At 70.4% G+C, this 15,815-nt stretch carries 7 protein-coding genes; all 7 read right to left on the reverse strand.

Features of this window, described 5'->3' with window-relative positions; genetic code table 11:
* Positions 1-47: 47 nt before the first annotated feature.
* The gene (locus EV187_RS13210; protein ID WP_130353532.1) at positions 48-4,559 is read right to left on the reverse strand and encodes an FtsK/SpoIIIE domain-containing protein; all 4,512 of its coding nucleotides are present in this window, start codon (positions 4,557-4,559) and stop codon (positions 48-50) included.
* Entirely contained in the window at positions 4,556-5,779 is a 1,224-nt protein-coding gene (locus EV187_RS13215) for an RDD family protein (RefSeq protein WP_130353533.1), read from the reverse strand. The genes EV187_RS13210 and EV187_RS13215 overlap by 4 nt, the downstream gene beginning before the upstream one ends.
* Before the next feature lie 139 nt (positions 5,780-5,918).
* Positions 5,919-7,055, reverse strand: a complete 1,137-nt coding sequence (locus tag EV187_RS13220) for a hypothetical protein (RefSeq protein ID WP_130353534.1) — start codon at positions 7,053-7,055, stop codon at positions 5,919-5,921.
* Between the two features lie 132 nt (positions 7,056-7,187).
* On the reverse strand, positions 7,188-11,084 hold the full coding sequence (gene rpoC, locus EV187_RS13225; RefSeq protein ID WP_130353535.1) for a DNA-directed RNA polymerase subunit beta': 3,897 nt from the start codon (positions 11,082-11,084) through the stop codon (positions 7,188-7,190).
* Positions 11,085-11,125: 41 nt separating this feature from the next.
* Positions 11,126-14,617 (reverse strand): DNA-directed RNA polymerase subunit beta, encoded by a 3,492-nt coding sequence (gene rpoB / locus EV187_RS13230; RefSeq protein ID WP_130353536.1) that lies wholly within the window; start codon positions 14,615-14,617, stop codon positions 11,126-11,128.
* Between the two features lie 289 nt (positions 14,618-14,906).
* Complete coding sequence (locus tag EV187_RS13235; RefSeq protein ID WP_130353537.1) at positions 14,907-15,311, reverse strand: hypothetical protein; 405 nt, start codon at positions 15,309-15,311, stop codon at positions 14,907-14,909.
* 1 nt (position 15,312) lies between these two features.
* Complete coding sequence (locus EV187_RS13240; protein WP_130353538.1) at positions 15,313-15,690, reverse strand: hypothetical protein; 378 nt, start codon at positions 15,688-15,690, stop codon at positions 15,313-15,315.
* Between the last annotated feature and the right edge of the window lie 125 nt (positions 15,691-15,815).

Consider the following 15,815-nt stretch of genomic DNA (forward strand, 5'->3'; position numbering starts at 1 on the left):
CAGCGGTCCCCATGCGCGGCGCGCGCCGGTGCGCGCTTCCCGGCGTGTCAGCCCGCCGCGGATGCCGCGGCGCGGGGCAGCTGCACCGTGGTGATGCGCCCGTTCTGCACGAAGATCGCCCGCCCCTCGGGCGCATCGGTGCGCTTGACCTTCGGGAACGGCGTCTTGAAGACGGAGTCGCCGTCGAACGCGTCGGGCTTCAGCGCGACGCCCTGGCGTCCGGCCTTGAAGTCGCCGATGAAGCCGAACCCGCTGGACAGCAGCGAGACGTCGGCGTCGCCGACCAGGAAGTGGTCGCTGCGGTTGATCGCCTGGAACAGCTCCTTCATCGGCCGCTCGGCGTCGGTGTCGGCGAACTGCGTGACGCCCTCGACGACGACCATGATGCGCCCGGGCACCGCGTCGTCGGCCACCACGTCGACGAGCTCCTTCGCGAGGGCCTTCACCGACTCCACCGTCGTGGCACTGCGCATCCACGGCGCGGCGTCGCCGAGGGCGGCGCGGCGACCGGCGAGGTGGAAGAGGCGCACCTCGGGGTCGAAGCGCCGGACCGACTCGGTGAGCGCGCGCAGCGCGGTGGTCTTGCCGCTCTGCGGGGGTCCGGTCACGACGAACGTGCCGACGGGTTCGAATCCGAGCGGCGCGAGCGTGTCGTCGGCGAGGCCGAGCACGGGCAGGCCCGCCGCCTCGTCGGGGAGGGCGTCCGCGACGTACGACGTCGGCAGCGCGCCGATCGCCGGCGCCTCCACGGCACCCGCCGCCCGCAGCCGGCCGGCGAGCTCGGACAGCGCCGCGGACTGCGCCGCCACGTTCGAGGTGCCGCCGAGCACCGCGAGCTGCGTCTCGAACCCCTCGACGAGCGCGCGCCCGGGCACCGAGCGCTCGCCCAGCACGTCCTTCGGCACGCCGAGCACCTGGTAGGCGGATTCCTCGGACAGCCGCAGCACGATGCGCTTCGTCACGTTGGCGCTCACCGCCGTCGGCACGGCGCCGGCGCGATCGGCCGTGGCGACGACGTGCACACCGAGCGGGCGGCCCTCGGCGAGGATCCGCATGAAGACGTTGTAGAGGGGCATCCGCACCGTCGTGGTGTCCCACTCCGCCTTGAACTGGCCGAAGCCGTCGAGCAGGAGGACGACTCGGGGCTCGCGGAGGCCGGTTATCCGGCGGTACTCGGTGAGGCTCGCCGCATTCGCCTCGCTGAACGCCCGACCTCGCCGGTCGAGAAGGTCGCCGAGGGTGCGCAGGAGCCGCTGCACGCGCTCAGCGTCGTCGCCGGCGATGACCGCGCCGACATGCGGGAGCGACTCGAGCGAACGGAGCGCCCCGGCCCCGAAGTCGAGCCCGTACACCTGCACCTCCCCGAGGTCGGGCCGCAGTCCCGCCGCGATGCCGATGGTGCGCAGCAGCGTGGACTTGCCCGACCCGCTCGTGCCGTAGACCAGCATCGCGCCGTCGCGATCGGGCGTGAACGACATGGGCTCCTGGAGCTGGCGCTCGGGGATGTCCGCGAGCCCGAACACGATCTCGCCGTCGCCCGCTGCCGGAAGCCCGGCGATGTCGACCGTGGTCGGCAGCTCGTCGAGCCACGGGCGCCGTGGCGCCGGGATCCGCGCGTCGATGGCCGCGGCCACGAACGTGCCGACCATCCGCTTCTGGTCGTTGGGGCCGGGGTCCTCGTCGTGCGAGTCCGATTCGGGGGCCGCGTCGCGCTCCCAGACCACCGGGGAGCCGAACCGCAGCTCCGCGATCCTGACCTCGGCCGGCACGACCTCGTCGGTCGTCCATCCGCCCGCGTACGCCGATTGGAATCCGACCAGCCGCCCTGGTCCCGTCTTCGCGATGCCGCGGCCGGGGATGGACGGGTCGAACGACGCCGCCACGGGATCGCCGACGACGTCGCGGGAGTCGGACTCATCCGCCATCCGCAGCGCCACCCGGAGGTTCGTGTTGGCCCGGAGGTTGTCCTTGATGACGCCGGCGGGACGCTGCGTGGCCATGATCAGGTGGATGCCCAGGGATCGGCCGCGCTGGGCGATGTCGACGACGCCGTCGACGAACTCCGGCACCTCGCTCGCCAGCGCCGCGAACTCGTCGATCACGAGCACGAGGGCGGGCGGGGTCTCCGGGTCGCGGCGCTTCTCCAGCTCGAGGAGGTCCTTCGCCTTCTTGCGGTTGAAGAGGTGCTCGCGATGGTGGAGCTCGGCGCGAAGGCTCGTCAGCGCCCGACGCACGAGGTGCGGGCTGAGATCCGTCACGAGGCCGACGCAGTGCGGGAGCTCGACGCAGTCGGCGAATGCGGACCCGCCCTTGTAGTCGACGAAGAGGAACGTGACCCGATCGGGGCTGTACTCCGCCGCCATTCCGAGCACCCAGGCCTGCAGGAACTCCGACTTGCCGGCGCCGGTCGTGCCGCCGACGAGGGCGTGCGGGCCCTGCGTGCGCAGGTCGAGCGACATCGCGTCGGGGCTGCCCTGGCCGATGAACGCCTTGAGCGTGCCGGCGCGCTTCAGCCGGGGCAGCGCCGTGCCGGAGCGGTCGAGGATGGAGTTGTTCTGGTGCCAGCGCTCGACGACGCCCGACGGGTCGGCCGCCACGTCCGGCCCGAGGAGTCCCACCATCGATACGCTGCGCGGGAGGTCGCTCGAGTCCTCCACGACGGTGCTCGCGTCGACGACCGGTGCGATCCTGCGGGCGAAGACCTCGGCATAGTTGTTCGACACCCCCTCGACGCGCACCCGCGTGTACTCGCGGCCGGCGCGGACGTAGCCGATGCGCGCGGCGTCGAGCCCGTCGGTCACGTCGACGAACGTGCGGCAGGCCGCGGGCAGCGACTCGACCGTGGGCCCCACGAAGATCGTGTGGATGCCGACGTCGGGCCCCCGCTCGATGAGCTGCGTGAGGCGAGGGCGGTCGACCGGCGCGTCGGCGGAGACGATCAGCACGAGCGCCATCTCCCCGTCGGCCGTTCGAGGCGTGCTGTCGATCGCGTCGCCCACCTGGGCGCCCAGCGCCATCGACGTGTCGGACTCCTTGAGCGGCCCTCGTCGGGTCGGGGATCCCGACAGGCGCTCGAGGATCGCCTCCTCGAGGGCGTTGAGGAGTGCCGTGCCGGCCGACTGGCTGTCGGCCAGTGCGAACTCGGCGAAGGGATTGCGCGTGCTGGTGGTGTGCGGGAGCCACTTCAGCCAATCGAGCTGCCTCGACCAGGCCGGATCCACGATCGCGGTGGCGATGAGCTCGTTGGGGGCGTGGAGTCCGAACAGCTGCACGCCGACGCCGCGGAGGACGTCGGCGGCGAGATGCACGGGACCTGCGATGCCGAGCGCGCCCGAGCTCGGCAGCAGCTCGACGATGGGCACCTCGTCGACCTGCTCGAACCGGCTGCGGAGCTTCGCGACCTGGCGGTGGTAGCGGGCGATCCCGGTCTCGACCGCCGACGACTCCTGGATCGAGTTGCGGCTCGCGGCGCGGCCGACCCCGAGCCGGAGCGCGAGGAAGTTCCAGTGCTCGGGGCGTCGCGTCCACAGCAGCGGCCCGAGCCGCATCGCCTGCTCGTAGACCTCCGCCACGGCCGGCGCCTCGGCGAGGCGCCGTTCCCGCTCGATCGTGGTCTGCTCGACGAGCGTCTCCTCGAGGTCCTCCAGCTGCGACTCGAAGGTCTCGATCTCCTGCTGGAGCTTCTTGCCCTGCTGCGTCCGCTGCCCGATGAAGTTGCCGAGCATCATGAGCGGCGACATGAACACGATCAGCAGCGCGAGCGGTCGCAGCGTGATTGCGTAGATCGCCACGCCCATGAGGACGGGCGACACGATCATCGGCCACGGGAACAGCCGTGGGTTCGCCTCGCTCGGCACCGACGGCTGCGGGTACTGCGTGCCGGGGTAGCGCACCTCGACGCGCGGCGACCGGTTGAACATCAGCGCACCGCCGCGTTCCAGCACCGGGTCGTCGGCCGGTCGCTCGGAGGCGAGGGGCGCCAGCACCACCTCGGTGTCGCCGAGGACGATCGCCTGGCCGGGCACCGTGCGCACCCGCTGCACCTGTCCGCCGTCGACGAGGACGCCATTGGCCGAGTTGAGGTCGACGACCTCGATGCCACCCGCGCCCACCTCGATGCGGGCGTGGCGCTTCGACACGAGCGGGTCGGCGAGCACGAGGTCGACGCCGGGTCCCCCGCGTCCGACGATCGTGTGACCTCGCCGGAGCTCGACGCGTCGCCCCGCCCCGGGGCCCGAGCGCACCTCGAGCAGCGCGGCGGGTGCCGTCGAGGCCGACGAGCGCGCGCGGGCGGTGTCGGCGACGACGGCGGCGTTGAAGCCGGACCCGATCGGCGCGTCCGCGATGAGGGCGTCGGCGGGCAGCACCACCGGCTCGTTGGACGTCGGCGGCGCGACCGCGAGCGTCAGCCCGCCGGTCGGCACGGGCAGCCCGGATGCCGCGGGGTCGTTCTGTGCGATGGCGGCCGCGACGTCGCCGACCGTGGCGGTGGCATCCGCCGTGATCACGATGTCGACCGGTCCGCCGCTGGCGCGGCGGAGGCCGAGCTTGAGCCTCATGCCTGCGTGCTCCGTTCCACGGTGAATCGTCGGCCGCCGAGCCGGACGGCACTGCCGACGGGGAGTTCGATGCGCTCGCCCGCGCCGAGCGATCGCTCGGCGCCACCGGGCAGCTCCACGACGGTCCCGTTCTTCGAGGCGCGATCGGCGACCCAGAACCGGCCGTCGGTCACGCCGAACTCGGCGTGCGTCTTGGAGATCCGCATGCTGTCGTCGTCGAGCGGCACGAGCACGGCGGGCGGACGTCCGGTTGCCTCGGCGGGCGGGCGGGCCGCGACATCGGCGGGCGCCCGGCCGAGGAGTCCTCTCGGCGCCGCCGCGACGGCGGTGCCGTCGTCGAAGCGGAGCACGAACGCACCGGCGGTCGCCGGTGGCGATGACGTGCCGCGATTCAGCGTCGCCGCATCGGAGGACGCAGGTGCGGCGGTCGACGGCGCCGGTGCCGCGCCGGGCGCGGCGAGCGCGGGAGGCTGCCACTCCCCGAGCCCGGACGCCACGACGGCGGAACTCGACCTCGAGGCGGGGATGAAGGTGTGCTCGTCGGGAGCGCGGTCGCTGGCGAGCGAGGGCAGCGCCCGCGTGGCCGCGGCGGGCGGGCGGGCCGCCTCCCGGCGCGCGTGCCGGAGCGCGCGTGCATCGAACGGGTCGAGGCCGACCCGCACGTCGAGCGCGTAGCATCCGCCGATCCGGTCGAGCCAGCTGCGCCCGCGGTGCTCTGGATCCCAGCCGGACGACGCGAACAGCAGTGCGGGGCCGATGAAGGGGAGCACCACCTGCGCGCCCCACAGCACCAGTGCGCGCAGCGTGATCCGCCAGAAGCCCGCCGGGCCGAACCCGGCGACGCCGACCGAGCGGATTCCGAACGCCGCCTTGCCGAGGGTGCGCCCGGTGCGGCCGTGCAGCACCAGCTGCGTGAGGCCGAACGCCGCCAGGAGCACCTGGCTGACGGCGATGAGCACGAGTGGGAGCGCGGAAGCCCCCGAGGCCGCGATGCCGATCGCGTCGCGGCCACCGCCGACCGCGGTCAGGAGCAGCACGGCGCCGATGATGCCCGGGAGCGCGAGCGCGACCCAGACGGCGGCGTCGAGCGCGAAGGCCGCGGACCGTCGGCCGGCAGGCGCCGGGACGAGACCGAGCGCAGCGGCGTACGCCGGGTCGGGTCGACCGTCGGCGTCGACGCCCGGGGTCGGCTCGTCGTCGACGTCGAGAGTGACGCTCACTACCGCTCCTCGCGTGGAAGGGACTGTCTCGCCACCCAATCCGATCGGGAGCGCGCTGTCGATGGGGAGTGGTCACCATCCCCGACACAGCAGCGTACCCGGCGCCCGATGGTCGGTCGCGCCGGGTACGTGCGACAGCTCAGGCGACGCGCTGGGGCTGCGGGCCGGCCGCGAGCTCGCGATCGTAGGCCTCGCGGGCGAGGCGGTTGCGGTCGGTCACGGTGCGTCCGCGTGCCGCGATCCACCCGCCGAACCAGATCGGGATCTCGCGCGCGATGACGCCGGCGACGATCGCGAACGGATCGAGCCAGCGCTGCTGGATGAACGCGCCCGCCTGGTCGACGTTCAGCGTCCACGCCTCGACGGTGAGCAGCGCCGCGCCGATGTACGCGAAGTACACCAGCACGCCGACGAGCAGGCCGAACACCGCGTAGTACCACCACGCGCCGCGGTTCACGATCGCGGCGAGCAGGGCGAAGCCGAGGAAGCAGGCGACGACCGGCACCCAGAACACCGGCTGCACGATGAACTGCGCGAAGACCGTGCCGGCCTCGACCGGATCGCGCTGCACCAGGAGCACCAGGTACGAGGCGCCCGCATACAGCAGGGCGAACGCGACGGCGCCGATGAGCGCGACGAGCACGCCGAAGCCGCGGTTGCCGCGGGTCTTCGGCGGCGTGGGCGCCTGCACGTAGATGGTCTGGGGCGCCGCTGGCACGGTGGGCACGACGTCGGGTTCGGGCGCGAGCGTCGCGGCGCCGGCCGCCGTTCCGGCTGCCACGGTCGCCGCGGGCACGTAGGTGTCGCGGCGCACCGAGTCGGCGGCGACGGGTGCGGGCACGTCGGCGTCGCCGACGTCATCGCGGTCGGATGCCACGGGCGCGGCGTTCGCGCGCTCCACCGCGGCGTCGAGGCGGGCGGTCGCATCGAGCTGCTCCACCGGCTCCGGCCCCGTGACCGGCGCAGCGGCGACGACGGGCTCGTACGCCGGCTCGACGGGCTCGGGCTCGTACGCCGGCTCGACGTGCTCCGGCTCGTCCATCGGCGCGGCCGTCGCCTCGGGCTCGGGGGCGGGGGGGTCGGCGGCGACCGGGTCGGGCGCGACGAACTCGGGCTCGGCCGGCACGTCGCGCTCGGATGCCGCGGGGGCCTCCGACGTCGAGGAGCCGGAAGCCTCGTCGGGCGACACGGCCTCGGTGTCGTGGGGCAGGTCGCCGTCGACGGCCTCGGCGTCGTGCGGGCGATCCGGGTCGGATCCGGGAGTCGTGCTGCTCATGATCGCGCTCCTTCCGGGCGCCCTCGCACCCGCGATGGGCTCACTGTAGCAACGTGCGTCCGCCGTTCCGCGGCGCCGCGCGGGACGACGACGGGCCCCGGATCGCTCCGGGGCCCGTCGTGCGTTCGGCGACTAGCTGTAGTTGCCGGGGGTGAAGTCGTCGCTCGAGAACGCGTCGAAATCGACGAAGCTGAGGTCGCCCTCGGCGAAGGCCGCGTCGTCGGCGAAGATGCGGTTCGGGTAACGCTCCGCCTTCGCCTCCTCGGTGGCCTCGACCGCGACGCTCCGGTACTTGTTCAGACCGGTGCCCGCGGGGATCAGCTTTCCGATGATCACGTTCTCCTTGAGGCCGACGAGCGGGTCCGACTTGCCCTCCATGGCGGCCTGCGTGAGCACGCGGGTCGTCTCCTGGAAGGACGCGGCCGACAGCCACGACTCGGTCGCGAGCGAGGCCTTGGTGATGCCCATGACCTCCTGGCGGGCCGAGGCCGTCTTCTTGCCCTCGGTGAGCGCAGCACGGTTGATCTCGTTGTACTTCGAGCGGTCGACGAGCTCACCGGGCAGCAGGTCGGTGTCGCCGTGGTCGACGACGGTGACCTTGCGCAGCATCTGGCGCACGATGACCTCGATGTGCTTGTCGTGGATCGGCACGCCCTGCGAGCGGTACACGTCCTGCACGCCGTCGACGAGGTGCTTCTGCACCTCGCGCACGCCCTTGACCCGGAGGACCTCCTTCGGGTCGACCGTGCCGACGATCAGCTGCTGGCCGAGCTCGACGTGCTGGCCGTCCTCGACGAGCAGCGTCGAACGCTTGAGCACGTTGTACGCGATCGGCTCGTCGCCGTTGTCGGGCGTGAGGATGACCTTGCGCTGACGCTCGGTCTCGTCGATGGTGATCCGGCCGGGGGCCTCGACGATGGGCGACGCACCCTTGGGGGTGCGGGCCTCGAAGAGCTCCTGCACGCGGGGAAGACCCTGCGTGATGTCGTCGGCCGAAGCCGAGCCACCGGTGTGGAACGTGCGCATCGTGAGCTGGGTGCCCGGCTCGCCGATCGACTGGGCCGCGATGATGCCGACGGCCTCGCCGATGTCCACGAGCTTGCCGGTCGCGAGCGAACGGCCGTAGCACTTCGCGCAGACGCCGACGGCCGACTCGCAGGTCAGCACGGAGCGGACCTTGATCGTCTCGACGCCGGCACCGAGGAGCTTGTCGATGAGCACGTCGCCGACGTCCTCACCGGCCTCCGCCACGACCTCGCCCTTGGCGTTCACCGCGTCGGCGGCGAGGCTGCGGGCGTAGACCGCGTTCTCGACGTTCGGGTCGCGGACGAGGCTGCCCGAGGCATCCGTCGTCGCGATCGACAGGTCGAGGCCCCTGGTCGTGCCGCAGTCGTCCTCGCGGATGATGACATCCTGCGAGACGTCCACGAGACGACGCGTGAGGTAGCCCGAGTCGGCCGTGCGGAGGGCCGTGTCGGCCAGGCCCTTGCGGGCACCGTGGGTCGCGATGAAGTACTCCGCCACCGACAGCCCCTCGCGGTACGAGGAGATGATCGGACGGGGGATGATCTCGCCCTTCGGGTTGTTCACGAGGCCTCGCATGCCGGCGATGTTGCGCACCTGCAGCCAGTTGCCACGAGCACCCGACGTCACCATGCGGTTGATGGTGTTGTCGGTCGGGAAGTTCTCCTGCATGGCCTTGGCGACCTCGTCGGTGGCCTTGGTCCAGATCTGGATGAGCTCCTGGCGACGCTCGAGGTCGGTCGTGAGGCCCTTCTCGAACTGCGACTGCACCTTGGCGGCCTGCTTCTCGTACCGCGACACGATCTCGCCCTTGGTGGGGGGCGTGATGATGTCCGAGAGCGCGACGGTCACGCCGGAGCGGGTCGCCCAGCGGAAGCCGGCGTCCTTGATGCGGTCGAGGGTCGCGGCGACCTCCGTCTTCGGGTAGCGCTCGGCGAGGTCGTTGACGATCGCCGAGATCTGGCCCTTGCCGGCCTGCTGGTTGAAGAAGGGGTAGTCGACCGGCAGCGCCTCGTTGAAGAGCGCCCGGCCGAGCGTGGTCTCCATGAGGAACGGCTTGCCCGGCACGAAGCCCTCGGGCTCGTCGCCCTCGGCGAAGTGCAGCCCCTCGAGGCGGATCCGCACCTTGGCGTTGAGGTCGAGGGCGATCTCACCCGGGCGGTTCTGGTCGAACGCGAGGATGGCCTCGGCGATCGACGAGAACGCGCGACCCTCACCCGCGGCGCCGTCCTTCTGCGTCGTCAGGTGGTGCAGGCCGATGATCATGTCCTGCGAGGGCAGGGTCACCGGACGGCCGTCCGACGGCTTCAGGATGTTGTTCGACGCCAGCATCAGGATGCGGGCCTCGGCCTGGGCCTCGACCGACAGCGGCAGGTGCACGGCCATCTGGTCGCCGTCGAAGTCCGCGTTGAACGCGGCGCAGACGAGCGGGTGCAGCTGGATGGCCTTGCCCTCGACGAGCTGGGGCTCGAAGGCCTGGATGCCGAGGCGGTGCAGCGTGGGCGCACGGTTCAGCAGCACGGGGCGCTCGCGGATGATCTCCTCGAGCACGTCCCACACCTGCGGGCGCGAACGCTCGACCATGCGCTTGGCGGCCTTGATGTTCTGCGCGTGGCTCAGGTCGATCAGGCGCTTGATGACGAACGGCTTGAAGAGCTCGAGCGCCATCTGCTTGGGCAGGCCGCACTGGTGCAGCTTCAGCTGCGGACCGACCACGATGACCGAACGGCCCGAGTAGTCGACGCGCTTGCCGAGCAGGTTCTGGCGGAAGCGACCCTGCTTTCCCTTGAGCATGTCGCTCAGGGACTTCAGGGCGCGGTTGCCCGTGCCCGTGACCGGGCGGCCACGACGACCGTTGTCGAACAGCGCGTCGACGGCCTCCTGCAGCATCCGCTTCTCGTTGTTCACGATGATCTCGGGAGCACCGAGGTCGAGCAGGCGACGCAGGCGGTTGTTGCGGTTGATCACACGACGGTAGAGGTCGTTGAGGTCGGAGGTCGCGAAGCGGCCGCCGTCGAGCTGCACCATCGGACGGAGCTCCGGCGGGATCACCGGCACGACGTCGAGCACCATCGCAGCCGGCGAGTTGCCGGTCTGCAGGAAGGAGCTGACGACGCGCAGGCGCTTGATCGCGCGGATCTTCTTCTGGCCCTTGCCCTCGGCGATCTGCAGGCGCAGGTCGTCGGCCTCGGCGGCCAGGTCGACGGCCTCGAGGCGCTTCTTGATGGCCTCGGCGCCCATGTAGGCGTCGAAGTACATGCCGAAGCGGTCCTGGAGCTCGTGGAAGTCCGCGTCCTCGGGCTTGAGGTCGCCGACCTTGAGGGTGCGGAAGGCCTCCCACACGCGCTCGAGGTGCGCGATCTGCTCGTCGCCGCTCTTGCGGACGCCGGCCATCTCCTTGTCGGCGGCGGCCTCGGCCCGCTTCTTCTGGTCGCTCTTGGCGCCCTCGGCCTCGAGCTCGGCGAGCTCGGCCTCCTTGCGCGCCATCAGCTCGGCGATGCGCGCGTCGCGCTGGTCGCCGATCGTCTTGATCTCGAGGCGGAGCTCGTTCTCGAGGCCGGGCATGTCGGCGTGACGACCCTCCTCGTCGACGTCGATCACCATGTAGGCCGCGAAGTAGATGACCTTCTCGAGGTCCTTCGGCGCCATGTCGAGCAGGTAGCCGAGGCGCGAGGGCACGCCCTTGAAGTACCAGATGTGCGTGACGGGGGCGGCGAGCTCGATGTGGCCCATCCGCTCACGGCGCACCGAGGACTTCGTGACCTCGACACCGCAGCGCTCGCAGACGATGCCCTTGAAGCGCACGCGCTTGTACTTGCCGCAGGCGCACTCCCAGTCGCGGGACGGTCCGAAGATCTGCTCGCCGAAGAGGCCGTCCTTCTCGGGCTTGAGCGTGCGGTAGTTGATGGTCTCGGGCTTCTTGACCTCGCCGTAGGACCAACGACGGATGTCGTCGGCGGTGGCCAGACCGATGCGAAGCTCGTCAAAAGTGGTTGCGTCGAGCAATTTCTCTCCTAGAAAAGTCTCTGTCGTCGTTCTGGCCGGGTTCAGATCTCGTCGATGTTCGACGACTCGAAGCGCGCGGAGATGTTGATGCCGAGCTCTTCCGCAGCGCGGAAGGCCTCGTCATCGGTGTCCCGCAGCGAGACCGCGGTGCCGTCGGCCGAGAGGACCTCGACGTTCAGGCAGAGGGACTGCATCTCCTTCATGAGCACCTTGAAGGACTCGGGGATGCCGGGCTCCTGGATGTTCTCGCCCTTGACGATCGCCTCGTACACCTTGACGCGGCCGAGGATGTCGTCGGACTTGATCGTGAGGAGCTCCTGGAGCGCGTATGCGGCGCCGTAGGCCTCGAGGGCCCACACCTCCATCTCGCCGAATCGCTGGCCGCCGAACTGCGCCTTACCACCGAGCGGCTGCTGGGTGATCATCGAGTACGGGCCCGTCGAGCGCGCGTGGATCTTGTCGTCGACGAGGTGGTGTAGCTTCAGGATGTACATGTAGCCGACCGAGACCGGGTACGGGAAGGGCTCGCCGGAGCGGCCGTCGAAGAGCTGCGTCTTGCCGCTCGAGTCGATCAGTCGCTCGCCGTCGCGGTTGGGGAGCGTCGAGTCGAGCAGACCCGCGATCTCCTCCTCGAGGGCGCCGTCGAACACCGGGGTCGCGACCTTGGTGCCGGGGGCGGCCTCGTGCGCGGCCTTCGGGAGCTTCTTGGCCCACGCCGGGTTGCCGTCGACCTTCCAGCCCTGCTTGGCGACCCACCCGAGGTGGGTCTCCAGCACCTGGCCGAAGTTCATGCGGCCCGGGATGCCGAGCGGGTTGAGGATCACGTCGACCGGAGTGCCGTCGGCGAGGAACGGCATGTCCTCGACCGGCAGGATCTTCGAGATGACGCCCTTGTTGCCGTGGCGGCCGGCGAGCTTGTCGCCCTCGGTGATCTTGCGCTTCTGGGCGATGTAGACGACCACGCGCTGGTTGACGCCCGAGCCGAGCTCGTCGTCGCCGTCCTGCGCGTCGAACACCTTGACGCCGATGATCGTGCCCTGCTCGCCGTGGGGCACCTTCAGCGACGTGTCGCGAACCTCGCGGCTCTTCTCGTTGAAGATCGCACGGAGCAGGCGCTCCTCGGCCGAGAGCTCGGTCTCGCCCTTCGGCGTGACCTTTCCGACGAGGATGTCGCCGGGGCGCACCTCGGCGCCGATGCGGATGATGCCGCGCTCGTCGAGGTCGGCGAGCAGGTCGGGGCTGACGTTGGGGAGGTCACGGGTGATCTCCTCCTTGCCGAGCTTCGTGTCGCGCGCGTCCACCTCGTACTCCTCGATGTGGATCGACGAGAGCACGTCGTCCTTCACGAGGTTCTGGCTGAGGATGATCGCGTCCTCGAAGTTGTGGCCCTCCCACGGCATGAACGCCACGAGGAGGTTCTTGCCGAGCGCGAGCTCGCCGTTGTCGGTCGCGGGACCGTCGGCGACGACCTCGCCGGCCTCGATGCGGTCGCCCGCCGAGACCACGACGCGGTTGTTGTACGACGTGCCCTGGTTCGAGCGGTCGAACTTGCGCAGGTAGTAGGTCTGCGTGCCGCCCTCGTCGAGCTGCACGGTGACCGAGTCGGCGGAGACCTCGGTGACGACGCCCGCCTTGTCGGCGGTGACCACGTCACCCGCGTCGACCGCGGCGTAGCCCTCCATGCCGGTTCCGACGAACGGCGAGTCGCTGCGCAGCAGCGGCACCGCCTGGCGCTGCATGTTCGCACCCATGAGGGCGCGGTTCGCGTCGTCGTGCTCGAGGAACGGGATGAGCGAGGTCGCGACCGACACCATCTGGCGCGGCGAGACGTCCATGTAGCCGATCTCTTCGGCGGGGAACAGGTCGACCTCGCCGCCCTTCTTGCGGGCGAGGACGCGCTCCTCCTGGAAGTGGCCGTCGGACTTCAGCGGCGCGTTGGCCTGGGCGACGATGTAGTCGTCCTCCTCCATCGCCGTGAGGTAGTCGATCTGCTCGGTGACCTTGCCCTTGACGACCTTGCGGTACGGGGTCTCGATGAAGCCGAACGAGTTGATGCGTGCGAACGACGCGAGCGAGCCGATGAGGCCGATGTTCGGGCCCTCCGGCGTCTCGATCGGGCACATGCGGCCGTAGTGCGAGGGGTGCACGTCGCGGACCTCGACGCCCGCGCGGTCGCGCGAGAGGCCGCCGGGGCCGAGCGCCGAGAGGCGACGCTTGTGCGTGAGCCCCGCGAGCGGGTTGTTCTGGTCCATGAACTGCGACAGCTGCGAGGTGCCGAAGAACTCCTTGATCGCCGCGACGACGGGTCGCACGTTGATCAGGGTCTGCGGGGTGATCGCCTCGATGTCCTGCGTCGTCATGCGCTCGCGGACGACGCGCTCCATGCGGCTGAGGCCGGTGCGCACCTGGTTCTGGATGAGCTCGCCCACCGCGCGGATGCGACGGTTGCCGAAGTTGTCGATGTCGTCGACGTCGAGGCGGATGTCGACCGCCTTGCCGCCGCGGCGACCGGCGATCGTCGTGCGCTCGTCGTGGAGGGCGACGAGGTACTTGATCGTGGCGACGATGTCCTGCACCGTGAGCACCGAGTCGGTGAGCGGCGCCTCGAGGCCGAGCTTGTTGTTGATCTTGTAGCGGCCGACCTTGGCGAGGTCGTAACGCTTCGGGTTGAAGTAGAAGTTGTCGAGGAGCGCACGCGCGGCCTCGGCGGCGACCTGCTCGCCCGGACGCAGCTTGCGGTAGATGTCCTTGAGGGCCTCTTCCTTCGTGAGGATGTTGTCCTTCTCGAGGGTGAGCGCGATCGACTCGTAGCCGGCGAACTCCTCGAGGATCTCCTCGCTCGTGAGGCCGAGGGCCTTCAGGAAGACGGTGACGGACTGCTTGCGCTTGCGGTCGATGCGGACGCCGACCTGGTCGCGCTTGTCGATCTCGAACTCGAGCCAGGCACCGCGGCTCGGGATGACGCGAGCCGAGTAGATGTCCTTGTCGGAGGTCTTCTCGGGGGTGCGCTCGAAGTAGACGCCCGGCGAGCGGACGAGCTGCGACACGACGACACGCTCGGTGCCGTTGATGACGAAGGTGCCCTTGGGGGTCATGAGCGGGAAGTCGCCCATGAAGACCGTCTGCGTCTTGATCTCACCGGTGAGGTGGTTCATGAACTCGGCGTTCACGTAGAGCGGGGCGGAGTAGGTCTTGCCCTTCTCCTTGCACTCGTCGATCGTGTACTTCGGCGGCTCGAGCTCGGGGTTCGTGAACGAGAGCTGCATGGTCTCGCCGAGGTCCTCGATCGGGGAGATCTCCTCGAAGATCTCCTCGAGGCCGGTGGTCTCGGGCAGGTCCTGTCGTCCGGCCTCCTGCGCCTCGGCGACGCGTGCCTTCCACGCGTCGTTGCCGACCAGCCAGTCGAAGCTCTCCGTCTGGAGGGCGAGGAGGTCGGGTACGGTGAGGGTGTCGGTGACCTTGGCGAACGAGAGGCGGCTTGCACCGCGTCCGTTCTTGGGGGTGGGCGTGGTTGCGTTGCGCGCAGCAGCCAAGTGAATAACCTCCATCGGCCCCGTCGGGCCGGTTCACTGTCGGTAGCGGAGAGTGGTACCCCTCAGACGTGTGCGGATGCTCGGGGTCAAGAACCCCGGCACGCGAAGCCGACCGCAATATGAAGGCATGGTGGGTCTGGGAGCGCAAAGGTTAACTATATGTCGAACGACGCGCCATGTCCAGTCGATTCTTGATTTGTTCGCGGAACTCGGGTATAACCCGCGGAGCCGTCACCGATTCGGGTTCGGCGAGGGCCCCGCGGGCGGCCTCGAGAGCGGTTCGCCGGCGTCAGGCGCCCCACTCGATGCGCACCGATTCCGGCCGTCCGGGCACGATGCTCACGTCGAGCGACGAGCCGGGAGCGACCCGGAACAGCTGCAGCGGCGCCAGCTGCTCGGTGCGGGTGACGGGCAGCGGGAACCCGCTCGGCATCGCCACGACGAGGTCCAGTTCGACGACGACGTTCATCCCGATCGCCATCGGCAGCTGGCGGGCGTCGACGACCGCGGCGGTGGTGCGCAGTCGCATCGCCTCCAGCCACTCCTCGTCGGGCCTGGGCGTGGTGGCGGCCAGCACGCGTCCCGCCTGCTCCATCGAGCGGCTCGCGGCTTCGAGGCTCGCACCGACGTCCATGCGCGCGTAGGCGGCGTTGCCCCGAGCGGTGAGCGTGGCGAGGTCCTTCAGGAAGCCCATCTCACACCGCCGAGTAGATCTCGTTGAACCGGCGGCCCACGCCGCGGTCGGCCTGGATGCGCGCGCCCCAGCCGGCCTGCGCCTCGGCCCACTCGGATGCGCCGACGCCGAACATCCCGGCCACGACGGGCAGCTTCGCCTCGTCGTACTGGTAGGCCGCGATGCCCTTCATGATCCGGGCGTACCGGTCGAGGTCGACGCCGGCGATCGGGTCGAGGTTGCCGGGCGCGGGCTGCGCCGTCATCGCGTGCACCGCCTGGGCGTCCATCCGGGCGCGATACGCCTCGGACTGGACGGCGAGGGCATCGGCCTGGTCGATGAGGCCGGGGGCGGCCTTCACCATCTTGGCCATGTCGCCGAACTGCTTGAACATGCTCATCATCTGCTCCTGAACTCCGTATGGTTTCTCCCGCGCTGCCGCGGGTCGCTGTGATCAGCATCGGGCCGACCGCTCGGGACCGGATGGGCACCACCTGCTCATTCTCCGCCGGCGGTTGCTCACGC

It is taken from the genome of Agromyces ramosus, assembly GCF_004216665.1.
In the GTDB taxonomy this organism is placed as follows: Bacteria; Actinomycetota; Actinomycetes; order Actinomycetales; family Microbacteriaceae; genus Agromyces; species Agromyces ramosus.

What these genes read in the sequence shown, in the direction of transcription:
- EV187_RS13210 (WP_130353532.1), bottom strand. Translation starts at nt 4,559, where the DNA reads ATGAGGCTCAAGCTCGGCCTCCGCCGCGCCAGCGGCGGACCGGTCGAC.
- EV187_RS13220 (WP_130353534.1), bottom strand. Translation starts at nt 7,055, where the DNA reads ATGAGCAGCACGACTCCCGGATCCGACCCGGATCGCCCGCACGACGCC.
- EV187_RS13235 (WP_130353537.1), bottom strand. Translation starts at nt 15,311, where the DNA reads ATGGGCTTCCTGAAGGACCTCGCCACGCTCACCGCTCGGGGCAACGCC.
- EV187_RS13240 (WP_130353538.1), bottom strand. Translation starts at nt 15,690, where the DNA reads ATGAGCATGTTCAAGCAGTTCGGCGACATGGCCAAGATGGTGAAGGCC.